The sequence below is a fragment of the Streptococcus mitis genome (assembly GCF_905187535.1).
Classification (GTDB): Bacteria; Bacillota; Bacilli; order Lactobacillales; family Streptococcaceae; genus Streptococcus; species Streptococcus mitis_BS.
This window is the reverse complement of the sequence record NZ_CAJJIE010000059.1, coordinates 1-26,745: the sequence shown is the minus strand read 5'-3', so window position 1 is coordinate 26,745 and position 26,745 is coordinate 1. Positions and strand designations below refer to the sequence as shown.

29 protein-coding genes and 1 pseudogene are annotated in these 26,745 nt (G+C 39.2%); 18 read left to right on the top strand and 12 right to left on the bottom strand.

Annotated elements, in window-relative coordinates; genetic code table 11:
- The first annotated feature begins 47 nt into the window (after window positions 1–47).
- The 7 genes and pseudogenes from JQ841_RS05925 to JQ841_RS05895 all read left to right on the top strand — a co-directional run.
- Window positions 48–1,025, top strand: a complete 978-nt coding sequence (locus tag JQ841_RS05925) for a LacI family DNA-binding transcriptional regulator (protein WP_000207598.1) — start codon at window positions 48–50, stop codon at window positions 1,023–1,025.
- Window positions 1,022–1,933, top strand: coding sequence for a ribokinase (gene rbsK, locus JQ841_RS05920; RefSeq protein ID WP_024057579.1), 912 nt, complete (start codon window positions 1,022–1,024; stop codon window positions 1,931–1,933). The genes JQ841_RS05925 and rbsK overlap by 4 nt, the downstream gene beginning before the upstream one ends.
- Window positions 1,908–2,306: a D-ribose pyranase gene (gene rbsD, locus JQ841_RS05915; protein ID WP_000759835.1), complete on the top strand. Its 399-nt coding sequence runs from the start codon at window positions 1,908–1,910 to the stop codon at window positions 2,304–2,306. The genes rbsK and rbsD overlap by 26 nt, the downstream gene beginning before the upstream one ends.
- A 13-nt stretch (window positions 2,307–2,319) precedes the next feature.
- Window positions 2,320–3,798 carry a sugar ABC transporter ATP-binding protein gene (locus tag JQ841_RS05910; protein WP_033685159.1) on the top strand — a complete coding sequence of 493 codons (1,479 nt, stop codon included), beginning with the start codon at window positions 2,320–2,322 and terminating at the stop codon, window positions 3,796–3,798.
- 1 nt (window position 3,799) lies between these two features.
- Window positions 3,800–4,744 carry an ABC transporter permease subunit gene (locus tag JQ841_RS05905; protein ID WP_004248623.1) on the top strand — a complete coding sequence of 315 codons (945 nt, stop codon included), beginning with the start codon at window positions 3,800–3,802 and terminating at the stop codon, window positions 4,742–4,744.
- 103 nt (window positions 4,745–4,847) lie between these two features.
- Complete coding sequence (locus JQ841_RS05900; protein ID WP_000789622.1) at window positions 4,848–5,813, top strand: substrate-binding domain-containing protein; 966 nt, start codon at window positions 4,848–4,850, stop codon at window positions 5,811–5,813.
- A gap of 77 nt (window positions 5,814–5,890) precedes the next feature.
- Window positions 5,891–6,031, top strand: a pseudogene (locus JQ841_RS05895) (8-oxo-dGTP diphosphatase); the annotation flags it as partial.
- On the opposite strand, the gene JQ841_RS05890 reads toward JQ841_RS05895, so the two are convergent.
- The 5 genes from JQ841_RS05890 to coaB all read right to left on the bottom strand — a co-directional run bounded on the left by JQ841_RS05890 (window position 6,028) and on the right by coaB (window position 9,060).
- Window positions 6,028–6,543, bottom strand: coding sequence for a transcription repressor NadR (locus JQ841_RS05890; protein WP_094753280.1), 516 nt, complete (start codon window positions 6,541–6,543; stop codon window positions 6,028–6,030). The pseudogene JQ841_RS05895 and the gene JQ841_RS05890 sit on opposite strands and share 4 nt — an antisense overlap.
- An 11-nt stretch (window positions 6,544–6,554) precedes the next feature.
- Window positions 6,555–7,082: an ECF transporter S component gene (locus JQ841_RS05885; RefSeq protein ID WP_001097393.1), complete on the bottom strand. Its 528-nt coding sequence runs from the start codon at window positions 7,080–7,082 to the stop codon at window positions 6,555–6,557.
- Window positions 7,083–7,260: 178 nt separating this feature from the next.
- Complete coding sequence (locus JQ841_RS05880; protein ID WP_000747412.1) at window positions 7,261–7,824, bottom strand: ECF transporter S component; 564 nt, start codon at window positions 7,822–7,824, stop codon at window positions 7,261–7,263.
- Window positions 7,808–8,359 carry a phosphopantothenoylcysteine decarboxylase gene (coaC, locus tag JQ841_RS05875; RefSeq protein WP_203180405.1) on the bottom strand — a complete coding sequence of 184 codons (552 nt, stop codon included), beginning with the start codon at window positions 8,357–8,359 and terminating at the stop codon, window positions 7,808–7,810. The genes JQ841_RS05880 and coaC overlap by 17 nt, the downstream gene beginning before the upstream one ends.
- A gap of 11 nt (window positions 8,360–8,370) precedes the next feature.
- The gene (gene coaB, locus JQ841_RS05870) at window positions 8,371–9,060 is read right to left on the bottom strand and encodes a phosphopantothenate--cysteine ligase (protein WP_203180404.1); all 690 of its coding nucleotides are present in this window, start codon (window positions 9,058–9,060) and stop codon (window positions 8,371–8,373) included.
- A gap of 225 nt (window positions 9,061–9,285) precedes the next feature.
- Here coaB and JQ841_RS05865 point away from each other — a divergent pair, with 225 nt between their 5' ends.
- The 3 genes from JQ841_RS05865 (at window position 9,286) to radC (ending at window position 14,238) form a co-directional block, all read left to right on the top strand.
- Entirely contained in the window at window positions 9,286–10,956 is a 1,671-nt protein-coding gene (locus JQ841_RS05865; protein WP_203180403.1) for a formate--tetrahydrofolate ligase, read from the top strand.
- Window positions 10,957–11,223: 267 nt separating this feature from the next.
- Window positions 11,224–13,515 (top strand): DNA helicase PcrA, encoded by a 2,292-nt coding sequence (gene pcrA, locus JQ841_RS05860; protein WP_203180402.1) that lies wholly within the window; start codon window positions 11,224–11,226, stop codon window positions 13,513–13,515.
- Window positions 13,516–13,557: 42 nt separating this feature from the next.
- Window positions 13,558–14,238, top strand: coding sequence for a RadC family protein (radC, locus tag JQ841_RS05855; protein ID WP_203180401.1), 681 nt, complete (start codon window positions 13,558–13,560; stop codon window positions 14,236–14,238).
- Here radC and JQ841_RS05850 read toward each other — a convergent pair.
- The 7 genes from JQ841_RS05850 to JQ841_RS05820 form a co-directional block, all read right to left on the bottom strand.
- A complete protein-coding gene (locus tag JQ841_RS05850) occupies window positions 14,235–14,924 on the bottom strand; it encodes a gamma-glutamyl-gamma-aminobutyrate hydrolase family protein (RefSeq protein ID WP_203180400.1) in 690 nt (229 codons plus the stop codon). The two genes, radC and JQ841_RS05850, sit on opposite strands and share 4 nt — an antisense overlap.
- 17 nt (window positions 14,925–14,941) lie before the next feature.
- Window positions 14,942–15,583: a redox-sensing transcriptional repressor Rex gene (locus JQ841_RS05845; RefSeq protein WP_084926534.1), complete on the bottom strand. Its 642-nt coding sequence runs from the start codon at window positions 15,581–15,583 to the stop codon at window positions 14,942–14,944.
- Between the two features lie 82 nt (window positions 15,584–15,665).
- Window positions 15,666–15,881 (bottom strand): DUF4649 family protein, encoded by a 216-nt coding sequence (locus tag JQ841_RS05840; RefSeq protein WP_153210301.1) that lies wholly within the window; start codon window positions 15,879–15,881, stop codon window positions 15,666–15,668.
- A gap of 7 nt (window positions 15,882–15,888) precedes the next feature.
- Entirely contained in the window at window positions 15,889–16,236 is a 348-nt protein-coding gene (locus JQ841_RS05835) for a DUF1831 domain-containing protein (protein ID WP_084926532.1), read from the bottom strand.
- A 4-nt stretch (window positions 16,237–16,240) separates the two neighbouring features.
- Window positions 16,241–17,356 (bottom strand): cysteine desulfurase family protein, encoded by a 1,116-nt coding sequence (locus JQ841_RS05830; RefSeq protein ID WP_203180399.1) that lies wholly within the window; start codon window positions 17,354–17,356, stop codon window positions 16,241–16,243.
- 9 nt (window positions 17,357–17,365) lie between these two features.
- Window positions 17,366–18,325: a ribose-phosphate diphosphokinase gene (locus JQ841_RS05825; RefSeq protein WP_049551214.1), complete on the bottom strand. Its 960-nt coding sequence runs from the start codon at window positions 18,323–18,325 to the stop codon at window positions 17,366–17,368.
- A gap of 112 nt (window positions 18,326–18,437) precedes the next feature.
- Window positions 18,438–19,007, bottom strand: coding sequence for a CYTH domain-containing protein (locus JQ841_RS05820; RefSeq protein WP_203180398.1), 570 nt, complete (start codon window positions 19,005–19,007; stop codon window positions 18,438–18,440).
- A 128-nt stretch (window positions 19,008–19,135) separates the two neighbouring features.
- Here JQ841_RS05820 and yjbM point away from each other — a divergent pair, with 128 nt between their 5' ends.
- The 8 genes from yjbM to JQ841_RS05780 all read left to right on the top strand — a co-directional run bounded on the left by yjbM (window position 19,136) and on the right by JQ841_RS05780 (window position 26,694).
- A complete protein-coding gene (gene yjbM / locus JQ841_RS05815) occupies window positions 19,136–19,807 on the top strand; it encodes a GTP diphosphokinase (RefSeq protein ID WP_203180397.1) in 672 nt (223 codons plus the stop codon).
- Window positions 19,791–20,609 (top strand): NAD kinase, encoded by an 819-nt coding sequence (locus tag JQ841_RS05810; RefSeq protein WP_000799056.1) that lies wholly within the window; start codon window positions 19,791–19,793, stop codon window positions 20,607–20,609. Before yjbM ends, JQ841_RS05810 begins: the two co-directional genes overlap by 17 nt.
- On the top strand, window positions 20,606–21,502 hold the full coding sequence (locus JQ841_RS05805) for an RluA family pseudouridine synthase (protein WP_203180396.1): 897 nt from the start codon (window positions 20,606–20,608) through the stop codon (window positions 21,500–21,502). Before JQ841_RS05810 ends, JQ841_RS05805 begins: the two co-directional genes overlap by 4 nt.
- Before the next feature lie 43 nt (window positions 21,503–21,545).
- Window positions 21,546–22,520 carry a phosphate acetyltransferase gene (gene pta / locus JQ841_RS05800; RefSeq protein ID WP_000451571.1) on the top strand — a complete coding sequence of 325 codons (975 nt, stop codon included), beginning with the start codon at window positions 21,546–21,548 and terminating at the stop codon, window positions 22,518–22,520.
- Between the two features lie 82 nt (window positions 22,521–22,602).
- Window positions 22,603–23,778, top strand: a complete 1,176-nt coding sequence (gene mutY, locus JQ841_RS05795) for an A/G-specific adenine glycosylase (RefSeq protein ID WP_049491688.1) — start codon at window positions 22,603–22,605, stop codon at window positions 23,776–23,778.
- 55 nt (window positions 23,779–23,833) lie between these two features.
- Window positions 23,834–24,541 carry a response regulator YycF gene (gene yycF, locus JQ841_RS05790; RefSeq protein WP_000722072.1) on the top strand — a complete coding sequence of 236 codons (708 nt, stop codon included), beginning with the start codon at window positions 23,834–23,836 and terminating at the stop codon, window positions 24,539–24,541.
- A complete protein-coding gene (vicK, locus tag JQ841_RS05785) occupies window positions 24,534–25,892 on the top strand; it encodes a cell wall metabolism sensor histidine kinase VicK (protein ID WP_049501782.1) in 1,359 nt (452 codons plus the stop codon). Before yycF ends, vicK begins: the two co-directional genes overlap by 8 nt.
- A complete protein-coding gene (locus tag JQ841_RS05780; RefSeq protein ID WP_049501781.1) occupies window positions 25,885–26,694 on the top strand; it encodes an MBL fold metallo-hydrolase in 810 nt (269 codons plus the stop codon). The genes vicK and JQ841_RS05780 overlap by 8 nt, the downstream gene beginning before the upstream one ends.
- The last annotated feature ends 51 nt before the right edge of the window (window positions 26,695–26,745 follow it).

Below are 26,745 nucleotides of genomic sequence, written 5' to 3'. Positions count from 1 at the left end.
CTTACTATATAAATAAGGGAACGGTTCCACAATAAAAAGGAGGAGTGATGACTACAATAAAACAGGTTGCTGAAGAAGCCGGAGTATCAAAGTCAACAGTTTCAAGATATATTTCGAAAAAAGGCTATGTCGGAGATGATGCGAGAGAAAAGATAAAAAATGCTATCAAGAAATTAAATTACACACCAAATGTATTAGCACAATCTTTAAAAACTAAAAAAAATCAAATGGTAGGACTCTTATTGCCAGATATTTCTAATCCGTTCTTCCCAAGATTGGTTCGAGGAGCCGAATCATATTTGAAAGATAAAGGTTATAGGATTATGGTTGGTACTATTTCAGATCATGATTCGTTAGAAGAATATATAAACCTTTTGTTAAAAACAAATGCAGCTGGTATTATAACAACCCTTGACTTTACAAAGGAATTTCCAAATCTAACATTACCTGTTGTTGTGGTTGACCGGATTAGTAAAGATACAGGCTACGGTGTTTTTTCTGATAATCAGTTGGGTGGACGTTTGGCTGCTAAAGCAATTTGGAATGCTGGCGCTGAGCAGGTTATGATCATCAAAGTTTTAGATGATAAAGCTGAGAATATTGTGGAACGATTTGAAGCAAGTTTAAACTATTTGAGGAATAAAAATTTAGAAATTTGTATTGAAGAAAGTGAAACTTTTGACTTTGAAAAAATTCAAAAAGAAGCGAAAGAGAATCTAAAAAGAAATCCAAATATTGATAGTATTATAGCACCTTCTGATATTCATGCGATAGCTTATATTCATGAAATTTTAGCAATTGGGAAAAAAATTCCAGATGATATTCAAATCATTGGTTATGATGATATTGTACTTAGTCAATTTATTTATCCTTCTTTATCAACTATCCACCAATCATCATATAAAATGGGAGAACAGGCTGCAAAGCTAATCTATAATATGGCAAATAAGTTCTCTATAGATGAAGCTAAAATTAAACTCCCTGTTAGGTACATAGAAAGAAATACATTAAGGAGAAAGAAATGAGTAAAATTGTTGTTGTTGGAAGCATTTCAATGGACTTAGTTATGAGAACAAAAAGGATTCCAGAAGGAGGTGAAACGATTTTTGGCGATTCATTTAATATAGTTCCAGGTGGAAAAGGTGCAAATCAAGCTGTAGCTATTGGTAGATTATCCAGTGTTGAAGATAATATTTACATATTTGGGAACGTAGGAGAAGATATTTTTTCAGCAGATTTATTAAGTAATCTGCAAAATAATGATATTTCTACAGCATATGTGGGAACGGTACCACAGTCTACAGGAGTTGCACAAATTACTTTATATGGAGGTGATAATAGGATTATTTATTATCCCGGAGCTAATAATTTAGTTAAAACAAATGATTGGAAAAATGAGTGGAAATTACTTAGTGATGCAAGTATTGTTGTATTACAGAATGAAATACCACATGAAGCCAACTTATCTATAGCTAAATTTTGCCAAGAAAATCAAGTTAAGGTTCTTTACAATCCTGCACCAGCTAGAGAAACAGACAAAGAGATGATTCCTTTTTGTGATTTTATTACTCCTAACGAGCACGAATGTTCAGAGCTTTTTCCAGATAAGAAATTAGAAGAAATTATTAAAATTTATCCTAATAAAATGATTGTGACATTAGGAGTTGAAGGTTCTATTTATTATGATGGGACAGCAGTTAAGAAAATTCCTGCTATAAAAGCAGAAGTAGTTGATACTACAGGAGCAGGAGATACGTTTAATGGTGCTTTTGCTTATGCTATCTCAAAAGGAAAAGAGATGGATATTGCATTGTCCTTTGCAACGATTGCTTCACATCTTTCTGTTCAAAGATTTGGAGCGCAAGGAGGTATGCCGAGTTTGAAAGAAATAAAGGAGCATTCAGGATATGAAGAAATATGGGATTTTAAATAGTAATATAGCGAAACTAGCTGATGATTTAGGTCATATGGATTTGGTTTGTATCGGAGATTTAGGATTGCCAGTTCCAAAAGGTGTTGATAAAATTGATTTAGCATTAAGAAAAGGTAGTCCAAGTTTTTTAGAAGTTTTAAAAGAATATTCAGATCATGTACTTATTGAAAAAATTTTCTTAGCAGAAGAAATTAAGGAAAAAAACAAAGAACAGTGGCAAGCAGTTCTAGATCTTTTAGGATCGAATATAATTATTGAATATATTAGTCATGAAGAATTGAAAGCTATGAATACTAAAGTTAAGGCAGTTATTCGCACTGGGGAAGATACACCATATTCGAATATAATCTTGCAATCAGGAGTTATTATTTAGAAGGGGGTTGCCTATGAAAATTGAAATGAAGAACATTTCAAAATCTTTTGGGAATAATCGTGTTTTAGAAAGTATTGATTTGGTTCTTAATTCAGGAGAAGTTCATGCTTTAATGGGGGAGAATGGCGCAGGCAAATCAACCTTAATGAATATTTTAACTGGACTTTTTCCAGCTACTTCAGGAACTATTTTTATTGATGGAAAAGAAAAAACATTTTCTAATCCTCAAGAGGCAGAACGGTTTGGACTGAGTTTTATTCATCAGGAAATGAATACTTGGCCAGATATGACTGTACTTGATAATCTTTTTTTAGGAAGAGAAATTAAAAATTCGATTGGGTTTCTAGATAAAGTTAGTATGGAAAGGAAAGCTAAAGAAGCATTTAAACGTCTTAATATCTCTATTCCTCTCGATGCAATCATTGGTCAATTATCAGTCGGACAACAACAAATGATAGAAATAGCAAAATGTTTATTATCAGAAGTTTCCTTGTTAATTATGGATGAACCCACAGCAGCTTTAACTGATCGTGAAACTGAAACACTTTTTAAAGTGATAGAAGGATTAAAATCTGATGGTGTAGGTATTGTGTATATTTCACATCGGATGGAAGAAATCTTTAAGATCACAGATCTTATAACTGTTATGAGGGATGGGTTTGTAATTGATACCAAGAAAACGAAGTTAACTAATGCAGATGAATTAGTTCAGAAGATGGTAGGCCGTGAATTAGAAGATTATTATCCAGAAAAAAAGGCTGAGATTGGGAATATTGTTTTTCAAGCTAAGAATCTTTCTGGTGATGCTTTTACGGATATTTCTTTCTATGTACGTCAAGGGGAAATTCTTGGTTTTTCTGGTTTGATGGGTGCTGGTCGTACTGAAATAATGCGAGCAATTTTTGGAATTGATTCTTTAAAATCTGGTCAAATTATAATAAACGGAGAACAACTGATAATTAAAAATCCTTTTGAAGCAATTAAGCATGGAATTGGTTTCTTAACAGAAGATCGTAAAGATGAGGGATTGATTTTAGATTTTTCTATTAAAGATAATATGACTTTACCTAGTACTCGTGATTTTGTTAAAAATGGCATTTTCGATAATAAAACAAGTGGTATATTTGTACAACGCTTAATTGATAGGTTACAAATTAAATCAGGTTATCCAGATAAGGAAGTTGGGACACTTTCTGGTGGTAATCAACAGAAAGTAGTTTTAGCAAAATGGATAGGTATTGCACCAAAAGTACTGATTTTAGATGAGCCAACTCGTGGGGTAGATGTTGGAGCTAAGCGTGAAATTTACCAATTAATGAATGAATTAGCTGAACGAGGTGTACCGATTATTATGGTCTCTTCAGATTTACCAGAAGTGATTGGAGTCAGTGATCGCATTATGGTCATGCATGAAGGTAGAATTAGTGGGGAATTAACACGTCGAGAAGCTACACAAGAAAAAGTTATGCAACTAGCTACAGGAGGACAATAGTGTGAAAAATACTATGAAGTACATGTCAGAATTGACAACGGTAATAGCATTGATAATTTTAATGGCTGTCATCACTATTATCAATTCAAATTTTTTAACAGCAAATAATCTGTTAAATTTACTATTGCAAGTAACATCAAATGCACTGATTGCTTTTGGAATGACTTTTGTTATTCTAACAGGTGGAATCGATTTATCAGTAGGATCAATTTTAGCCTTATCCAGCGCGCTAACAGCAGGTTTATTAGGATCTGGAATGCCTGTTACGTTAGCAATTCTCATCTCTTTAATTTTGGGTTGCATTCTAGGTATGATGAATGGGTTATTGATTTCCTACGGGAAATTAGCTCCATTTATCGTCACTTTAGCGACTATGACTATTTTTAGGGGAGCAACACTTGTTTATACAAATGGGAATCCTATTACAAAAGGATTAAGTGATACATTCTTATTTCAATTTTTGGGGCAAGGTTACATAGTAGGAATTCCATTTCCTGTAATTATTATGTTTATTGTATTTATTGTTTTATATGTTTTACTTCATAAAACAGCATTTGGTAAATCTGTATATGCTATAGGGGGGAATGAAAAAGCAGCATATATATCAGGTGTGAAATTAAATAAAGTGAAAATTATCATTTATTCAATATCAGGTATTATGGCTTCAATTTCTGGATTAATTATAACATCACGCTTAAGTTCTGCTCAACCAACAGCAGGTGCTAGTTATGAAATGGATGCTATTGCAGCTGTTGTTCTTGGAGGAACCTCTTTATCTGGAGGTAAAGGTCGTATACTTGGGACTCTAATAGGTGCTTTAATTATTGGAGTTTTGAATAATGGACTTAATATTATTGGTGTTTCAGCATTTTGGCAACAAGTAGTAAAAGGAGTTGTAATCTTAATTGCTGTTCTGATTGATCGTTTTAAAGTTGTAAAACAGTAGAATAATTTTCAATTTTTTTGGAAATAGTAACAATTTATTAGATGACGTACAATAATCGGGATTGAAACTATCCCTATAGATATATATTACGAGGAGTAATAACATGAAAAATATTAAAAAAATTAGCATTTTTGCTTTGTTTGTAACATTTATTTTTGCTTTAGTAGCTTGTGGAAAAACTGGTTTAGGAAATTCATCAAATGATAATAAATCTACGACTCAAAAGTCGGCAAAAGAATTAAAATTAGGAGTTTCTATTTCTACTACTAACAATCCTTATTTTGTGGCTATGAAAGATGGCCTTGAAAAAGCTGCAGGGGAAAAAGAAGTAACTTTGAAGATAGCAGATGCACAAGATGATGCTGCTAGACAAGCAGATGATATTCAAAATTTTATTAGTCAAAATGTAGATGCTTTACTAATTAATCCAGTTGATTCTGATGCAATTGTTACATCTATTAAAGCTGCTAATAATGCAAACATTCCGGTAATCTTAATTGACCGCGGTAGTAATGGTGGTGAAGTCTTGACAACTGTTGCTTCTGATAACGTAGAAGCAGGTAAAATGGCTGCAGAATTTATTACCAAGCAATTGGGAGAAAAAGCAAAAACTTTTGAATTATCAGGAGTCCCTGGCGCTTCTGCAACTGTAGATAGAGGTAAAGGATTTGAACAAATTTCAAAGACAAATTTAGATGTTCTTTCTAGTCAATCCGCTAATTTTGATCGCGCAAAAGCTTTGAATACAGCGCAAAATATGATTCAAGGAAACAAAGAAGTACAAGCAATCTTTGCACAGAATGATGAGATGGCGTTAGGAGCTGCACAAGCAGTAAAAGCAGCTGGTCTTAGCAATGTATTAATTGTTGGTATTGATGGTCAACCAGATGCACATGATGCTATTGCAAAAGGTGATATTACTGCCACTATTGCTCAGCAACCAGCTAAGATGGGTGAAATTGCTATTCAATCAGCAATAGATCATTATCAAGGGAAAAAACTGGAAAAAGAAACAGTTTCTCCAATTTATCTTGTGACTAAGGATAATGTTGATCAACATAACTGGTGATATATTTTTAGTAAGCAAGTAGTTGTTAATTTTCATTCAATGTGGTTTTTAAATATCATTGTTACTATTTGAACTATTGGATTCAAAAAGACCAGATTCCAAATTTGGATCTGGCCTATGATATGTTACCCTTGATGGAAATGATGGAAGATCCTGACAAATCTGAATTTTTCTACCGCCACCGTACAGAAGATGGCTGGGAGAAAGAGATTTTTTAGTCTTTTACTAAATAACCGAGCTTATCCAAGGCCTCCTCGATATAGTGGAGGTCTTGTTGTGTTTCGGCTTCGACTAGGTGATAATGGATGCCATCTGTCAATTCAGATAAAGGTTTAAAATCAGAATGCTCGACTTGTTCTAGAAAATGTTGCACATCTCTGCGACAAGACAGTTTCAGCAAGGTTTCAATTTCTCCATAGACGGGATGGTCAATCAAGGTATTTTGAACACGTCCACCATTATCAACGATAGCAAGGAGTTCTTGACCGATTTCTTCAACTTCATGTTTCACTTTGAAAAGTTTGTGAACATAAGGATTGGTTTCAATTTGTTTATAGATGTAGCCACGATTGGTGGATAGGATAGGAGCGCCATCGGCTCTCAAAATTGCAATGTCCTGTACAATGACCTGGCGTGTAACATGAAAATGTTCAGCTAAACTTTGGCCATTGAGGGCTTTAGGAGCTTCTTTCAAGAGTTGGAGCAGGGCTTGTTTGCGATCTTTTGTCATAGTTCTTCCTTTTAACGGCGTTTTCGAAGCACTTTATAGACAGCTAGTGCTAATGTATAGTCTACCATACTATGGATAATTGTGCCAAATCCAACCAGCACAAATAGAACATAAAACATATTTTCTACATTGGTACCAGAAGTTGCGTAAAAAACGACACAGGCCAATACTTCAGCAAGGGCATGGACAAGCGCTAACACAAAGTTAAAAATCCAGGAAGCTTTTGGTTTATCTAGGGTATCAGGGAATTTTTGTAGGTAAAGAGCTCCCAATGTCCCAAAAAAGATATGGGAAAAAGCTCGAAAAACGATAACCATGGGATAGCCAGCCATCAAAAATCCAAAACTAGAGGCTAGGATGACAAAAACAGCCATCAAGGGCGATAAGAACATGGCAATAAAAATAGCGATGTGGCTTCCTAAAGTATAGGAAGCAGGTGGAATGACGATTTTGAAAGGCATAACAATTGGAATCAAAATCGCAATAGCCGTTAAGAGGGCAGTCATTGTCATAAATTGTGTCTTTTTCCGTGTGTTCATAAGAATCTCCTTTTTAACTGTATATACACTAGTATAGTACAATAAACAAGACAATAAATCAAGGATTTACTTAGGCGTATAAGTCATTTCTTAGTTAAAGACTAGTAAACATTTCACTAAAAACACAAAATACATCAAATAAAATCTCCACCTTCAAGTATGAAAGCGGAGATTATTTTTATTTCTTCAAGGTTTGTAGTCGTGGAACAATGGCTAGGGTTAGAACTGCGGAAATGACTAATTCAGCAATCGAATTTGTTGAGATAACAGTTGCTAGGAGTTTTTGGATATTACCATCAAAGACATTTCCAAAAAGGTAGAAAATTCCACCAAGTACAAAGACTGTGTTGGTAAGTGAACCCAGGGCACCAGCTAGAATCAGACCAGTCTTGTTTTTCATTAATTTATAGACTAGATAAGGAGTTAAACCAATCAAAATACGTGGGACAATTGCAATGATAGCTGAGTAGATGTTTCCGTTTGGTACAAATGGGGAGAAGAGGTAACTTGTCGGTAGAATTGTAATCGTGTTAACAGTTAAGCTAAGTAGCCCCATCAAAAATCCAAGTGTAACTCCAACGCGTGGACCGTAAATAATGCTGGCAATAATGACAGGAATATGAACGATGGTCGGTTTGATTGGAAATGGAAAAAGGTTAAAGATAAGTGAGCTCAGAAAGTGTATCACGAGCATGGTTGCAAAAAAGATAGCAATGGGTGCAATATTAGAGCGTTTTTTCATCGAGAGTTTCCTTTATTCTTTCTAAAATAATTGTGAGGTCAGCTAAAGCTCCTCGTCCATGGTCGCCACAAGCTAGTAGGGAGTCCTTAGGAGCAATCAGCTGATAGCCGTAGCTTTCTAATGTTTTCAGATTAGCCTGAGTTGCCGGATGGTCATACATTTTTGTATTCATTGCTGGTGCGATGAGTTTTGGGATATGACTTGGCAAGGCTAGAGCCGTACTGGTTACCATGTTGTCCGCAAATCCGTGGGCTAGTTTTGCAATAGTGTTAGCAGTTGCAGGGGCCACAATAAATAAATCCGCCTTTTTTCCAAGTTCGATATGATTGACCTGATCAGGATAGGGTTCCTTCATGACATCCAAGTGGACAGGATTCTGTGAGAGTACCTGTAGTGTCAAAGGTTGGATAAACTCTGTAGCAGCCTGAGTCATTAAAACAGTGACTTGGTGGCCTTGTTTTTTTAGAGAACTGACTAAATCTGCCGACTTGTAAGAGGCGATTGAGCCTGTTACAGCCAAGAGAATATGTGCCATAGCTTTCCTTTCTATGAATGATAGGCTTGAATTTTTTTAAGGAGGAGTTCTGCAATTTCTTCTTTAGTCTGGACTGTTTGAAGCTGATCTTTTTCAACAAAGATTGCACGATGCTGGTTCGCTGAGATTTGAGTGAGGTCATTTGCGATAATCAAGTCTGCTTGGTTTTTGATAAGACTTTTTCTAGCAATGTCAACCAGATAGTCTTCGTTAACATCAACCAGCAGTTTGAAACCAATCAGATGAATAGCAGGATTCCACTCCTTGACTAGAGAGATGATTTTGGGTGTCTTTTTTAGGAACAAAACCTGAACCTCGTCAGTTGAAGAAATCTTAGCTTGATGATTTTGCTTGCTTAAAAATTCTTCTAGATTAGAGCTAGCCTGAACTTCCTCCAGCCCTGTCATATAGACAGGAGTGTAATCAGATACGGCCATTGAGTGAATCAAAACCTGATAATCTGCAACACGTTCTTTCATTTCCAGAAGAAGGTTCTTGGTATTGTTAATTTCTCGAATGTTTAGGTTGGGATGGGCTTCTGGCTTCACGGCTCGTTTTGTTGTTATCAAACAAACTTCATGCCCTGCAGCAAGCAAAGTTTCTGTGATGATTTTTCCCAAGCGACCTGTAGAATGGTTAGTGATAGAGCGGACGCTATCGATAGCTTCACTGGTACCGCCCGATGTAACTAAAATTTTCATAGCACTATTGTACACAAAAATAAACGGTAAGTAAAATGAAAGTGATAAAATTTTGGTAAAAGGAAAGAATATAGTTTCAAACTATAAAGCCATATAAAATTTAAGAAAGGAGTCTAAAAACCTTAAAAATAAGGATATTTACGAACGTTTAGAGAGTTTTCGGATGTTAAAAATCTTGTTTTGTGTTATAATGAATTATCATATAAGAGTTTAGAGGAGTTTTGAATGAAAACAGATATTGAAATCGCACAGAGTATTGAGTTGAAGCAAATCGTTGATGTTGTAGAGAAACTTGGTATTTCTTACGATGATTTGGAGTTGTACGGAAAGTACAAGGCTAAGCTCAGCTTTGATAAAATTCGTGCAGTTGAGAGCAATCCAGTTGGAAAATTGATTCTGGTTACTGCCATCAATCCAACACCTGCAGGTGAAGGAAAATCAACCATTACCATTGGTCTGGCGGATGCCTTGAACAAGATTGGCAAGAAAACCATGATTGCTATCCGCGAACCATCTCTTGGTCCAGTAATGGGGATTAAAGGGGGTGCTGCTGGTGGTGGTTATGCTCAAGTTCTGCCAATGGAAGACATCAACCTACACTTTACGGGGGACATGCATGCCATTACGACTGCCAACAATGCGCTTTCTGCCTTGATTGACAACCACTTACACCAAGGAAATGAGTTGGGAATTGACCAACGTCGTATCCTTTGGAAACGTGTTGTGGACTTGAACGACCGTGCTCTTCGCCATGTGACCGTTGGACTTGGTGGTCCTCTAAATGGTATCCCACGTGAGGATGGCTTTGACATTACAGTTGCTTCCGAAATCATGGCGATTCTTTGCTTGGCAACAGACATCGAGGACTTGAAACGCCGTTTGTCTAATATCGTTATCGGTTATCGCTATGACCGTACACCTGTTTCTGTAGGTGATTTGCAGGTTGAAGGTGCCTTAGCTTTGATTTTGAAGGATGCGATTAAGCCGAACCTGGTTCAGACAATTTACGGAACACCTGCCTTTGTACATGGTGGTCCATTTGCCAATATCGCTCACGGATGTAACTCTGTCTTGGCAACTACAACAGCCCTTCACTTGGCTGATTACACAGTTACTGAAGCTGGTTTTGGTGCAGACCTTGGTGCCGAGAAATTCCTTGATATTAAGACACCAAATTTGCCAACATCTCCAGATGCAGTAGTTATTGTAGCAACCCTTCGTGCCCTTAAGATGAATGGTGGCGTGGCTAAAGACGCTTTGACAGAGGAAAATGTGGAGGCGGTGCGTGCCGGTTTTGCTAACTTGAAACGCCATGTTGAAAATATCCGTAAGTTCGGTATTCCAGCAGTCGTAGCTATTAATGAATTTGTCTCTGATACAGAAACTGAAATTGCAGCCTTGAAAGAACTTTGTGCCTCAATCGATGTACCAGTTGAATTGGCTAGTGTCTGGGCTGATGGTGCTGAAGGTGGAGTAGCACTTGCTGAAACAGTTGTTAAGACTATCTCTGAAAATCCAGCTAACTACAAACGTTTGTATGATAATGACCTTTCTGTCCAAGAAAAGATTGAAAAGATTGTTACTGAAATCTATCGTGGTAGCAAAGTAAACTTTGAGAAGAAAGCTCAAACACAAATTGCTCAAATCGTTCAAAACGGTTGGGACAAATTGCCAATCTGTATGGCTAAGACCCAGTATAGCTTCTCAGACAATCCAAATGCACTTGGAGCACCTGAAAACTTTGAAATTACCATTCGCGAATTGGTGCCAAAATTAGGTGCAGGCTTCATCGTTGCCCTAACTGGGGACGTGATGACCATGCCGGGTCTTCCAAAACGACCAGCAGCTCTCAATATGGATGTTGAAAGTGACGGAACAGTCCTAGGTTTGTTCTAGTATATTGTAATTGACTTTATACTCTTCGAAAATCAAATTCAAACTACGTCAGCTTCACCTTGCCGTACTCAAGTACAGCCTGCGGCTGGCTTCCTAGTTTGCACTTCGATTTTCATTGAGTAAGAAATGAGTTTGGAAATACTATCCAAGCTCATTTTTTATCTAAATATAAGAAGTTGCCTTCTACACGTAACCAGTCTAGGTAAAGATATTTTCCCTGAATTCTGATATAATAGAAATATTGACTTCAAGAGTAAGGAAGAGAAGATGAACGCATTATTAAATGGAATGAATGACCGTCAGGCTGAGGCGGTGCAAACGACAGAAGGTCCCTTGTTAATCATGGCAGGGGCTGGTTCTGGAAAGACTCGTGTTTTGACCCACCGTATCGCTTATTTGATTGATGAAAAGCTGGTCAATCCATGGAATATCTTGGCCATTACCTTTACCAATAAGGCTGCGCGTGAGATGAAGGAGCGTGCTTATAATCTTAATCCAGCTACTCAGGACTGTTTGATTGCGACCTTCCACTCCATGTGTGTTCGTATTTTGCGTCGTGATGCGGACCATATTGGCTACAACCGCAATTTTACTATTGTCGATCCTGGTGAACAGCGAACGCTCATGAAACGCATTCTCAAACAGTTAAACTTGGATCCTAAAAAATGGAATGAACGAAGCATCTTAGGGACTATTTCAAATGCTAAGAATGATTTGATTGATGATGTGGCTTATGCTGCCCAAGCTGGTGATGTGTATACGCAAATCGTGGCCCAGTGTTATACATCTTATCAAAAAGAGCTGCGTCAGTCGGAGTCGGTTGACTTTGATGATTTGATTATGCTGACCTTGCGTCTCTTTGACCAAAATCCTGATGTCTTGACCTACTATCAGCAGAAGTTCCAGTACATCCACGTTGATGAGTACCAAGATACCAACCATGCTCAGTATCAACTGGTCAAACTCTTAGCTTCGCGATTTAAAAACATCTGTGTGGTTGGGGATGCAGACCAGTCTATCTATGGTTGGCGTGGTGCTGATATGCAGAATATCTTGGATTTTGAGAAAGATTATCCCCAAGCCAAGGTTGTTTTGCTGGAGGAGAATTACCGTTCAACTAAAACCATTCTGCAAGCGGCCAACGAGGTCATTAAAAACAATAAAAACCGTCGTCCTAAGAATCTATGGACTCAAAATGCGGATGGAGAACAAATCGTTTACTATCGTGCCAATGATGAGCTAGATGAGGCTGTTTTTGTAGCCAAAACCATTGATGAACTTGGTCGCAGTCAAAACTTCCTTCACAAGGATTTTGCTGTTCTCTATCGTACAAACGCCCAGTCTCGTACTATTGAGGAAGCCCTGCTCAAGTCAAACATCCCTTATACTATGGTAGGTGGAACCAAGTTCTACAGCCGTAAGGAAATTCGTGATATTATCGCTTATCTCAACCTCATTGCCAATTTGAGTGACAATATCAGTTTTGAGCGTATTATCAACGAGCCTAAACGTGGAATTGGGCCAGGTACAGTTGAGAAAATCCGTGACTTTGCGAATATGCAAGACATGTCCATGCTAGATGCTTCAGCCAACATCATGTTATCTGGTATCAAGGGTAAAGCAGCCCAGTCTATCTGGGATTTTGCCAATATGATTCTAGATTTACGAGAGCAGCTAGATCAATTAAATATTACAGAGTTGGTTGAGGCCGTCCTAGAAAAAACAGGTTACGTCGATATTCTAAATGCTCAAGCGACTTTAGAAAGCAAGGCTAGGGTTGAAAATATCGAGGAGTTCCTCTCTGTTACGAAAAACTTTGATGATACCTCTGATGGCCCAGAAGAGGAAACTGGTCTGGATAAACTAAGTCGTTTCTTAAATGACTTGGCCTTGATTGCAGACACAGATTCAGGTAGTCAGGAGACATCAGAAGTGACCCTGATGACCCTGCATGCCGCCAAAGGTCTCGAGTTTCCAGTTGTCTTTTTGATTGGGATGGAAGAAAATGTCTTCCCGCTTAGTCGTGCAGCTGAGGATCCAGATGAATTGGAAGAAGAACGCCGTCTAGCCTATGTAGGAATTACGCGTGCAGAGAAAATTCTCTATCTGACCAATGCCAACTCGCGCCTGCTTTTTGGTCGTACCAACTACAACCGTCCGACCCGATTTATTAACGAAATCAGTTCAGACTTGCTTGAGTATCAAGGTCTGGCTCGTCCTTCAAATTCAAGCTTTAAGGTATCTTATAGCAGTGGTGGGGTTGCCTTCGGTCAAGGTATGAGTTTGGCGCAGGCACTCCAAGACCGTAAACGCAGTGCAGCTCCAAAAACTATCCAGTCAAGCGGTCTCCCATTTGGTCAATTTACAGCTGGTGCAAAATCATCTTCTAATGAGGCAAGTTGGTCTATTGGTGACATTGCTCTCCACAAGAAATGGGGAGAGGGAACCGTTCTGGAAGTTTCAGGTAGCGGTGCTACGCAGGAATTAAAAATCAATTTCCCAGAAGTTGGTTTGAAAAAACTTTTGGCCAGTGTGGCCCCAATTGAGAAAAAAATCTAATTTTTCATCCTTCTCACGAATAATAAAGTGAGGAGGATTTTTATGTATAGTATTTCATTCCAAGAAGATTCACTGCTGCCAAGAGAAAGACTGGCCAAAGAAGGAGTTGAAGCGCTCAGTAACCAAGAGTTGCTAGCTATTCTACTCAGGACAGGGACACGTCAGGCTAGCGTTTTTGAAATTGCCCAGAAAGTCTTGAATAATCTTTCAAGTCTAACAGATTTGAAAAAAATGACCCTGCAGGAATTGCAGAGTCTATCTGGTATCGGCCGTGTTAAGGCCATAGAGTTACAAGCTATGATTGAACTGGGTCATCGTATTCACAAGCATGAGACCCTTGAGATGGAAAGTATTCTCAGTAGCCAAAAGTTGGCCAAGAAGATGCAGCAGGAGTTGGGACATAAAAAACAAGAGCACCTGGTGGCGCTCTATCTCAATACTCAAAATCAAATCATCCATCAACAGACCATTTTTATCGGTTCTGCAACTCGTAGTATCGCTGAACCGCGAGAGATTCTTCACTATGCTGTCAAGCATATGGCGACTTCTCTCATTTTGGTTCATAATCATCCTTCGGGAGCGGTAGCGCCTAGTCGAAATGATGATCATGTCACTAAACTTGTTAAAGAAGCCTGCGACCTGATGGGAATTGTCCTCTTGGACCATTTGATTGTCTCACATTCTAGTTACTTTAGTTACCGTGAAAAAACAGATTTAATTTAAAGTTCATTAACGACATAGTCAAAGAGGTTTTTATCTTTGGGACGATTTTCAAAAAGAAATTCTGGATGCCATTGGACACCAAGAAAGGCAACATCATCCGTGCTCATAACAGCTTCAATGATGCCATCTTTAGGATCGTGAGCCACAACTTTTAAGTTGGGGGCTAAATCCTTGATGCTCTGATGGTGGAAGGAGTTGATATGGGAAATTTCTCCGTAGATTTCTCTGAGAACAGTATCTGGCTCTGTTACCACGCGTTGAGTTGTGTACTCGGCAGAACAATCTTGCCAGTGGTCTTCGATATCTTGATACAAAGTTCCACCCATGGCAACGTTAAAGAGTTGAGTCCCACGGCAGACAGAGAAAATAGGCTTTTTCTGTTTAATAGCTTCCTTGATGAGGGCTAGTTCAAAGATATCTCTTTGAAGATGGTAGTCATCGCTATCAATTGTTTTGGGTTCACCATAGAATTTTGGATCGACATTTTGCCCCCCTGTCAAGATGAGCTTGTCAATCATACTGATATAGTGGCAGGCCATTTCTTGATCACCAATCGGTAGGATGATGGGAATCCCTCCAGCGTCTTTAACGCCTTCAACAAAGCCTTTTGCTGAGTAGCTCATCATGATGTCATCATCTGGATGAGTTTTTTCGTTTCCTGTAATCCCAATAACTGGTTTTTTCATAAAATGATATTCGCTTTCTAATCCTCTCTTCGCATGAAATAGAGGAGGGTTTGGAGTTCGCTTGTCAAATCGACATACTGAACGACCACGTCTTTTGGTAAATGTAGATGGACTGGTGAAAAACTGAGAATTCCTTTCACGCCAGCATCCACCAAGAGATTAGCAACCTCTTGTGACTTAACGCTGGGAACGGTCAGAATAGCAGTCTTAACATCAGCATCCTTGATTTTTTCCTTGATTTGAGAAATCCCGTAAATGGGAATTCCATCAGGAGTTTGGGTACCGACTTCAGGATGGTCATCTAGGTCAAAGGCCATGATAATCTTCATCTTGTTACGTTCGTGGAAGCGGTAGTGGAGAAGGGCATGGCCCATATTTCCAATACCCACCAGCATGACATTGGTGATGGAGTTATCGTTAAGCAAATCGGCAAAAAATGTCATCAGTTTTTTGACATCATAGCCAAAACCACGACGACCTAGTTCACCAAAATAGGAAAAATCACGACGAACTGTCGCTGAATCAATGCCAATGGCCTCTGCAATTTGTTTAGAGTTGGCACGTTCAATCTTTTCTGCATGAAATCTCTTAAAAATTCGATAGTAGAGAGAGAGTCTTTTTGCTGTAGCTTTTGGAATAGCAGACTGTTTATCTTTCACAAAATCACAACCTTTCTATTCTTCTATTTTATAGAAACATTGTGAAAAAATCAACAAAAATAAGAAAAAACTAAGAAAAATCTTAGTTTTGATCTAAAAAATCTGCATGTGATAGAAAACGGTAGAGGTCTCCGACCAGTCCTTGGTAAACTTCCCGCCCTTTAAAGGTCAAAGAAGTTACATAAAGTGTATCTGGTAGGGTTACGCATCCTGACAGAGCAAGCATGAGAGCCTCGTAATCCTCATACTTGAGAGTGCGCTCTACATGATAGCTGTCCTTATAGGTCAGTTCAAACATATGGGACCTATCTTTCCGATTTTGTAAAGACACCACGTTCTACCAAGCTATCCATGAGGAAATAGAATTTTTCCTGATGAATGTGGTGGTCTTCTGATTTGAAAATATCAACTATACGTAGCCCAAACTTGTCAGTGATATTGATTTTAGCCCCTGTCAGTTCCTTGTTAATAATGATTTTCAGTTGGAATCCTTCACCGCTGTTTGGCACTTTTTCCAAAAGGCGAGTCAGTTCATAGTTACCAACCTTAGTCTCAAAAAAGGTGTTGTCTTTGAGGGTGAATTTTTTAACAGAAGGGCTAAGAGTGTAGTCGTAACGACAATTTTTTAACTGAATGGTTTTTTCAAATGCCATATGGCTAACCTCCGATAATTTCTTTTAAGGTTTTTGCGAGGGTTTGTAGGTCTTCAACAGTATTTTGTGGTGAGAGACTGATACGAACGGATTCCTTCAAGCGTTCTGAATTAGCCCCGTACATGGCTTCAAGAACATGGCTGGATTGTACAATGCCTGCAGTGCAGGCTGAGCCAGTAGAGATTGAAATGCCAGCCAAATCTAGACGAAGGAGTAAGAGGTCATTTTTCTGGCCAGGAAATCCAATATTGAGAACATAAGGGAGATGGTGTTCGCCTCTATTCAGGTAATACTGAACTCCCTCTAGCTCTGCAAGAAAGGCAGTTTCTAGATTTTGTACATGTTGAAAATGTTCTTCTTGTTTTTCTAGGTCCTCTTTTAGAGCTGCAACCATGCCTACGATGGCAGCCAGATTTTCAGTTCCTGCACGTTTCTTCTGTTCTTGGTCTCCACCATGGAGATAGGAATCAAAGTCCATGCTAGAAGCGTAGAGAAAACCGATTCCCTTTGGACCATGAAATTTATGGGCAGAAGCAGTGAGAAAATCAATGCCCAATTTTTCTGGGGGAATAGGGATTTTACCAATAGCCTGAACTGCGTCGACATGATAGGCGGCAGGGTGTTGCTTGAGTATTTGGCCAATTTCAGCAATGGGCAATAGGTTTCCTGTCTCATTATTAGCAAACATGGTAGAAACCAAAATCGTATCGTCACGTAAAGCCTTTTGAATTTGCTGGGCTGTGATTTCTTGCTTTTCTGGTTGGATAATGGTTACTTCAAACCCAAAGTGTTGAACCAAGTAATCAATGGTTTCAAGGACGGCATGGTGCTCAATGGCAGTTGTGATGATATGTTTTCCTTGTTCTTGGTGACGAAGGCAGTAGCCAATGATGGCAGTATTGTTGCCTTCAGTCCCACCAGAAGTGAAAAAGATATGTTGAGGTTTTGTCCCCAATAACTGAGCTAGTTCCTGACGGGCTTCTCTCAAGAGTTTGCCAGCTTGACGACCATGACCATGAATACTAGAAGGATTTCCGTGAGTTTCTTGCATAACCTTAGTCATAGCTGAAATAGCAACTGCTGACATGGGAGTCGTTGCAGCATTGTCCAAATAAATCAAAGAATCACCTTATTTCTTTTTATTGTAGGCAAAGAGTGGGCTGACTGGTTTTCTTTCGTGGATACGGACGATGGCATCACCAATTAACTCACTAGCAGTGATGTAGCATACGTTTTTAGGAGTTTTTTCTTTTGTTGCTACTGAATCAGTCACAAGAATTTCTTTAATATTTGTATTGTCAAGAAGTTCAGCAGCTCCTTCTACGAAGAGACCGTGACTAGAAACAGCATAAATTTCTGTAGCTCCTTCACGTTCAACGATTTTTGCAGCTTCAGAGAAGGTACGTCCTGTATTTAAAATATCGTCAATCAAGATAGCTTTCTTACCTTCAACATCACCGATAATATAACCTTCGTTGCGAGTTGCATCGTCTTGAGGGTAGTCGATAATGGCGATAGGAGCATCAAGGTATTCAGCCAAGCTACGAGCACGTTTTACACCTGAATTTTTAGGGCTAACGACAACAACATCTGAACCAAGTAGGCCCTTATCGCAGTAATGTTTTGCAAATAGGGGAACTGTAAAGAGGTTATCAACAGGAATATCAAAGAAGCCTTGAACCTGAACAGCATGCAAATCAAGTGTAAGGATACGGTCAACACCAGCCTTAACCAGCATATTAGCAACTAGTTTTGCTGTGAGTGGCTCACGTGGTGAAGCAATGCGGTCTTGACGTGCATAACCAAAATATGGAAGGACAACGTTGATACTGTGGGCACTTGCGCGCACACAAGCGTCGACCATGATTAACAATTCCATTAGGTGGTTGTTAACAGGGAAACTTGTTGATTGGATAATGTAAACATCATAACCACGGACACTTTCTTCGATATTCACTTGGATCTCTCCGTCAGAAAATTGACGTGATGACAGTTTTCCGAGTGGAATACCAACAGCATCCGAAATTTTTTGAGCAATCTCTTGGTTAGAGTTGAGTGCGAAAAGTTTCATATTTTTTCTATCTGACATTATAGACCGTCCTCTGTAAACTTTATAAATCCCAGTGATATTTGTCTTGCATATATGACCTAGGATTTGTGTATTTTTATCTTTTCTATTTTACCAAAAAATAGAGATTATTTCAGCTATTTTTCATGCTTTTGACAAATCGACCCAATTTTGAAGGAGCTTTTTGGTAGGAAATCTGATTATCCTCTAAAAATTGTTGGAAATTCTGTTTGCCTTGCTCGTGATTTTCCACTTCAAGCTCTAATTCGTAATCTGTCATATCAAAGTAATGACTCTCATCCAGCGCCATAAGGCCAATAGCTGTTTGCATTTCATAGCGAAGAGTTGTTAGACAACCGAGCACCTGCCAATCACTAGTTTGGATACCATGTTTAGACAATTCATCCAGTACTAGACCTTGAGGAAGTTCTTGCTTAGCCAGATAGTACTCAGCATCTTTTAGTTGCAATTTTTGATTGTATTCCATGTTTCCAACGCTTTGTGGGACTTTGAGTGTCAATTCTGCCCAATCTTCAAAAGTTCGAATGCGCATAGCAACTTTCTTTTCTCGCAGTTCAAAATCAGGCGTGTCGATGTAGTAATTTTTTTGAAGAACAGGAGTGACACCTGTGAACTGGTCTTTTAGACGATTGTATTCATCTTTTTTCAATAGTGTTTTCAATTCAATTTCTAAATGTTTCATTTTTCTTACCTTTTCTTTATCGTTGAAAGCGGATTTATGGTATAATAAGCATTGTATTTATTGTATATGAATCTGGAGAAAAAATCAAAGATATTTTTGAAGGATAATATGAGAACAAGGGAGAATATATGACCTTAGAATGGGAAGAATTTCTAGATCCTTACATTCAAGCTGTTGGTGAGTTAAAGATTAAACTACGTGGTATTCGGAAGCAATATCGTAAGCAAAATAAGCATTCTCCTATTGAGTTTGTGACTGGTCGAGTCAAGCCGATTGAGAGCATCAGGGAAAAAATGGCTCGGCGTGGCATTACTTATGCTACCTTAGAGCACGATTTGCAAGATATTGCTGGTTTGCGTGTGATGGTTCAGTTTGTAGATGACGTTAAGGAAGTAGTGGAGATTTTGCGCAAACGTCAGGATATGCGGATTATACAGGAGCGCGATTACATTACTCATCGAAAGGCTTCAGGCTACCGTTCCTATCACGTGGTAGTAGAATATATGGTTGACACCATCAATGGAGCCAAGACCATTTTAGCAGAAATTCAAATTCGTACGTTGGCCATGAATTTCTGGGCAACAATAGAACATTCTCTCAACTACAAATACCAAGGGGATTTCCCAGAGGAGATTAAGAAGCGACTGGAAATTACTGCCAAAATTGCCCATCAGTTGGATGAAGAAATGGGTAAAATTCGAGATGATATCCAGGAAGCCCAGGCTCTTTTTGATCCTTTGAGTAGAAAATTAAATGATGGTGTAGGAAACAGTGACGATACAGATGAAGAATACAGGTAAACGAATTGACCTGATAGCTAATAGAAAACCGCAGAGTCAAAGGGTTTTGTATGAATTGCGAGATCGTTTGAAGAGAAATCAGTTTATACTCAATGATACCAATCCGGACATTGTCATCTCCATTGGTGGGGATGGCATGCTCTTGTCGGCCTTTCATAAGTACGAAAATCAGCTTGACAAGGTACGCTTCATTGGTGTTCACACTGGACATTTGGGCTTCTATACGGACTACCGTGATTTTGAGTTGGACAAGCTAGTGACTAATTTGCAGCTAGATACCGGAGCAAGAGTCTCTTACCCTGTTCTAAATGTAAAGGTCTTTCTTGAAAATGGTGAAGTGAAGATTTTTAGAGCACTAAATGAAGCCAGCATCCGCAGGTCTGATCGAACCATGGTGGCGGATGTTGTGATTAACGGTGTCCACTTTGAACGTTTTCGTGGAGATGGGCTAACAGTTTCAACTCCGACTGGTAGTACAGCCTATAACAAGTCGCTTGGTGGAGCTGTTTTACACCCAACCATTGAAGCTTTGCAATTAACGGAAATTGCTAGCCTTAACAATCGTGTCTATCGAACCCTGGGCTCTTCCATTATTGTGCCTAAGAAGGATAAGATTGAACTCATACCAACGAGAAACGATTATCATACCATTTCGGTTGACAATAGCGTTTATTCTTTCCGTAATATTGAACGAATTGAGTATCAAATCGACCATCATAAGATTCACTTTGTCGCATCACCGAGCCATACCAGTTTCTGGAATCGTGTCAAGGACGCTTTTATCGGCGAGGTGGACGAATGAGGTTTGAATTTATCGCAGATGAGCATGTCAAGGTTAAGACCTTCTTAAAAAAGCACGAGGTTTCTAAGGGGCTGCTGGCTAAGATTAAGTTTCGAGGTGGAGCTATACTGGTCAATGATCAACCACAAAATGCGACGTATCTATTGGATATTGGAGACCGAGTTATCATTGACATTCCTGCTGAGGAAGGTTTTGAAACTCTCGAAGCTATCGAGCGACCACTGGATATTCTCTATGAGGATGACCATTTTCTAGTCTTGAATAAACCCTATGGAGTGGCGTCTATTCCTAGTGTCAATCACTCTAATACCGTTGCAAATTTTATCAAGGGTTACTACGTCAAGCAAAACTATGAAAATCAGCAGGTTCACATTGTGACCAGACTTGATAGGGACACTTCTGGTTTGATGCTCTTTGCCAAGCACGGCTATGCCCATGCACGACTAGACAAGCAGTTGCAGAAGAAGGCCATTGAAAAACGCTACTTTGCCCTCGTTAAGGGAGATGGACATTTGGAGCCGGAAGGAGAAATTATTGCTCCGATTGCGCGTGATGAAGACTCCATTATCACTAGAAGAGTAGCTAAAGGTGGGAAGTACGCCCATACTTCTTACAAGATTGTAGCTTCTTATGGGAATATTCATTTGGTAGACATTCGCCTGCACACTGGGCGAACCCACCAAATCCGAGTCCATTTTTCTCATATTGGTTTTCCTTTGTTGGGAGATGACTTGTATGGTGGTAGTCTAGACGATGGAATTCAGCGCCAGGCCCTACATTGCCATTACCTATCCTTTTATCATCCATTTTTAGAGCAAGACTTGCAGTTAGAAAGTCCCTTGCCGGATGATTTCAGTAACCTTATTACCCAGTTATCAACTAATACTCTATAAAAACTGTTTCAGAGTATAATTATTATTTTAAAGGAGGAAACTCATGGAAGTTTTTGAAAGTCTCAAAGCCAACTTGGTTGGTAAAAATGCTCGTATTGTTCTCCCTGAAGGGGAAGAGCCACGTATTCTTCAAGCGACTAAACGCTTGGTAAAAGAAACAGAAGTGATTCCTGTTTTGCTTGGAAATCCTGAAAAAATTAAAATTTATCTTGAAATCGAAGGTATCGAGGACGGTTATGAAGTCATCGACCCTCAACACTACGATAAATTTGAAGAAATGGTTGCTGCCTTGGTAGAACGTCGCAAGGGCAAAATGTCTGAAGAAGATGCACGCAAGGTTTTGGTTGAAGATGTCAACTATTTTGGTGTTATGTTGGTTTACTTGGGCTTGGTTGATGGAATGGTGTCAGGAGCGATTCACTCAACTGCTTCAACAGTTCGTCCAGCTCTTCAAATCATCAAAACTCGTCCAAATGTTACTCGTACTTCAGGTGCCTTCCTCATGGTTCGTGGTACGGAACGTTACCTATTCGGAGACTGTGCCATCAACATCAATCCAGATGCGGAAGCCTTGGCTGAAATTGCCATTAACTCAGCAATCACAGCTAAGATGTTTGGCATCGAACCTAAAATTGCTATGCTAAGTTATTCTACTAAGGGTTCAGGTTTTGGTGAAAGTGTTGATAAGGTTGTAGAAGCAACTAAAATTGCTCATGACTTGCGTCCTGACCTTGAAATAGATGGGGAATTGCAATTTGATGCAGCCTTTGTTCCTGAAACTGCAGCTCTGAAAGCTCCTGGAAGTACGGTAGCTGGTCAAGCAAATGTCTTCATCTTCCCAGGTATCGAGGCAGGAAATATCGGTTACAAGATGGCAGAACGCCTTGGTGGCTTTGCGGCTGTAGGACCTGTTTTGCAAGGTTTGAACAAGCCAGTTAACGACCTTTCTCGTGGATGTAATGCAGATGATGTTTACAAGTTGACCCTTATCACAGCAGCCCAAGCTGTTCATCAATAAGATTTAGTCCTCTTTCCCTTGGGAAGAGGCTTTTTAATACTGGGAAAAGGACAGTTAGGGTCTTCTGTGTTATACTAGAGATATGTTAGATTTGAAAGAATACGGTATCGTCATGTGGCCGGAGGAGAAGATCATTTCTTTCCGTGAGAAACTTCTCGCTTGGTATGATGAAAACAAAAGAGATTTACCGTGGCGTAGAAGTAAAAATCCTTATCATATCTGGGTGTCTGAAATTATGCTCCAGCAAACTAGGGTGGATACGGTTATCCCTTATTACGAACGATTCTTGGACTGGTTTCCAACAGTAGAAAGTTTGGCGAATGCGCCTGAAGAGCGTTTGTTGAAGGCTTGGGAAGGTTTGGGTTATTATTCTCGAGTTCGTAATTTACAGGCTGCAGCCCAGCAGATTATGACTGATTTTGGTGGTCAATTTCCAAACACCTATGAAGGAATTTCCAGCTTGAAAGGAATTGGACCTTACACAGCAGGAGCGATTTCCAGTATTGCTTTTAACTTGCAAGAGCCAGCTGTAGATGGTAATGTCATGCGTGTTTTGGCACGTCTATTTGAAGTTAATCACGATATTGGGATTCCAAGTAATCGTAAAATTTTTCAGGCAATGATGGAAATCTTGATTGACCCAGAAAGGCCTGGTGACTTTAATCAAGCTTTGATGGACTTAGGATCTGATATTGAGGCGCCTGTAAATCCCAGACCAGAAGAAAGCCCAGTTAAGGACTTTAGTGCGGCATATCAGAATGGCACAATGGACCGTTATCCAATTAAGGCTCCCAAGAAAAAGCCTGTTCCAATTTATCTTAAAGCCTTGGTGGTCAAAAATACTCAGGGACAATTTTTACTTGAAAAAAATGAAAGTGAAAAGCTATTGGCAGGTTTTTGGCATTTCCCCTTGATAGAAGTTGATAACTTTTCGCAAGGAGAGCAGTTTGACCTCTTTCATCAGGTTGCAGAAGAAAGCGTGAACTTTGGTCCCAGTCCAGAAGAGAGTTTCCAGCAGGACTATGACCTAGATGTTGATTGGCTTGATATTTATTTTGAGACTGTCAAGCATATCTTTAGTCATCGTAAGTGGCATGTTCAAATTGTAGCAGGTCAGGTGAGTGACTACAATGACTTTCCAGATAGGGAAGTTCGCTGGCTTTCACCAGAAGAGTTTAAGAATTACCCACTTGCCAAACCCCAACAAAAAATCTGGCAGGCTTATGCAAAAGCCAACTTAGACAGTAGTAAAGACTAGCTATTGTGTCTTCTTGTTATTTTTTTGGTATAATAGTAGAGAAAAAGGTGAACAAATGAAAAAAATATTAATTGTAGATGATGAAAAACCAATCTCGGATATTATCAAGTTTAATATGACCAAGGAAGGTTACGAGGTTGTAACTGCTTTTAATGGTCGTGAAGCACTAGAACAATTTGAAGCAGAGCAACCAGATATTATTATTCTGGATTTGATGCTTCCCGAAATTGATGGTTTAGAAGTTGCAAAGACTATTCGTAAGACGAGTAGTGTTCCTATTATCATGCTGTCAGCTAAAGACAGCGAATTTGATAAGGTTATTGGTTTGGAGCTTGGAGCGGATGACTATGTGACAAAACCCTTCTCAAATCGTGAGTTGCAGGCGCGTGTTAAAGCTCTTCTTCGTCGTACGGACTTGGTTTCTGTAGATAATCAAGAGTCAGATGAAAAGAAAACCCAACCTTTGCAAATTGGGGACTTGGAGATTGTACCAGATGCCTATGTGGCTAAAAAATATGGTGAAGAACTAGACTTGACCCACCGTGAATTTGAACTTTTGTACCACTTGGCTTCTCATATTGGTCAAGTGATTACCCGTGAACACTTGCTTGAAACGGTCTGGGGGTATGATTATTTCGGAGATGTTCGGACTGTTGACGTAACTATCAGACGTTTGCGTGAGAAGATTGAAGATACACCTAGTCGTCCAGAGTATATCCTAACACGTCGTGGTGTTGGTTATTATATGAGAAATAATGATTGAATTGATTAGAAAAAATATTCTTACTAGTGATTTTATCTTCATTTTAATTTTATTGGGTTTTATCTTGATTGTTACCTTGCTTTTGCTAGAAAATCGGCGAGATAATATTCGGTTGAAGCAAATTAATCAAAAAGTTAAAGACTTGATTGCAGGAGATTATTCTCAGGTATTGGATATGCAGGGAAGCTCTGAAATCACTAATATTACCAATAATCTCAATGATTTATCAGAAGTAATCCGTTTGACCCAAGAAAATCTGGAACAAGAGAGTAAACGATTGCACAGTATCCTCTCTTACATGACAGATGGAGTCCTCGCGACCAATCGTCGTGGTAAGATTACTATGATTAATGACATGGCTAAGAAACAGCTAGGTGTTCAGAAGGAAGATGTTCTCAATAAAAGTATTCTAGAATTACTTCAGATTGAAGATGAGTATGAACTTCGTGATTTGATTACCCAAGTTCCTGAACTCATGATTGATTCTCAGGATGCCAATGGTGAGTATCTGAGCCTTCGTGTACGCTTCGCCTTGGTGCGTCGTGAGTCTGGATTTATCTCAGGTTTGGTAGCTGTTTTGCATGATACGACGGAGCAGGAGAAGGAAGAACGCGAACGAAGACTCTTTGTTTCCAACGTTAGTCATGAGTTACGGACGCCTCTGACTAGTGTAAAATCCTATCTTGAAGCCTTGGATGAGGGAGCCTTGTCAGAACCTGTTGCACCAGACTTTATCAAGGTGTCTCTAGACGAAACCAACCGTATGATGCGGATGGTGACAGACCTTCTCCATCTTTCTCGAATTGATAATGCAACTAGTCACCTAGATGTGGAACTGATTAACTTCACAGCCTTTATTACCTTTATTCTTAACCGCTTTGATAAGATGAGGGGATCAGACGAAGAAAAGAAATATGAATTGGTTAGAGATTATCCGATTACGTCTGTCTGGATTGAAATTGATACAGACAAAATGACACAGGTGATTGATAATATTCTCAACAATGCCATTAAATATTCTCCAGATGGTGGAAAAATCACAGTGACCATGAAGACGACTGATGATCAGATGATTTTATCCATCTCAGACCAAGGATTGGGTATTCCTAAGCAGGATTTGCCACGTATCTTTGACCGTTTCTACCGTGTGGATCGTGCTAGAAGCCGTGCTCAAGGTGGAACAGGGCTGGGACTGTCTATCGCTAAAGAAATTATCAAACAGCATAAGGGCTTTATTTGGGCCAAAAGTATATATGGTAAGGGATCAACCTTTACCATTGTGCTCCCTTATGATAAGGATGCAGTGAAAGAAGAAGTATGGGAGGACGAAATAGAAGACCAGAATGAGTGAAACAGGCTTTAAATACAGTATTTTAGCGTCGGGTTCCAGTGGAAATTCCTTTTATCTGGAAACCCCAAAAAAGAAACTATTAGTGGATGCAGGCTTATCTGGTAAGAAAATCACCAGCCTACTTGCTGAAATTAATCGCAAACCAGAAGACTTGGATGCTATCTTGATTACGCATGAGCATTCTGACCATATCCATGGAGTAGGAGTTTTGGCTCGCAAGTATGGTATGGATTTGTATGCTAATGAAAAGACCTGGCAGGCTATGGAAAATAGCAAGTATCTTGGCAAGGTGGATTCATCTCAGAAGCACATTTTTGAGATGGGTAAAACCAAAACCTTTGGAGATATTGACATCGAGAGTTTTGGTGTAAGCCATGATGCAGTCGCACCGCAGTTCTATCGCTTTATGAAGGATGATAAGAGTTTTGTCATGCTGACTGATACAGGTTATGTTAGTGATCGAATGGCAGGAATTGTCGAAAATGCAGATGGCTATCTTATCGAGTCCAACCATGATGTAGAGATTTTGCGAGCAGGTTCTTACGCTTGGCGACTAAAACAACGAATCCTATCGGATCTCGGTCACCTTTCTAACGAGGACGGTGCTGAAGCTATGATTCGTACCTTGGGAAACCGCACTAAGAGGATCTACCTTGGGCATTTATCTAAGGAAAACAATATCAAGGAACTGGCTCACATGACCATGGTTAATCAGCTAGCACAAGCTGATTTAGGTGTAGGAGTAGACTTTAAGGTTTACGATACCTCACCGGATACCGCAACACCATTGACAGAGATATAAAAAAGAAGGCGAATTGTACTGACCCCAAAAAGTTAGACAATTAATTTAAGC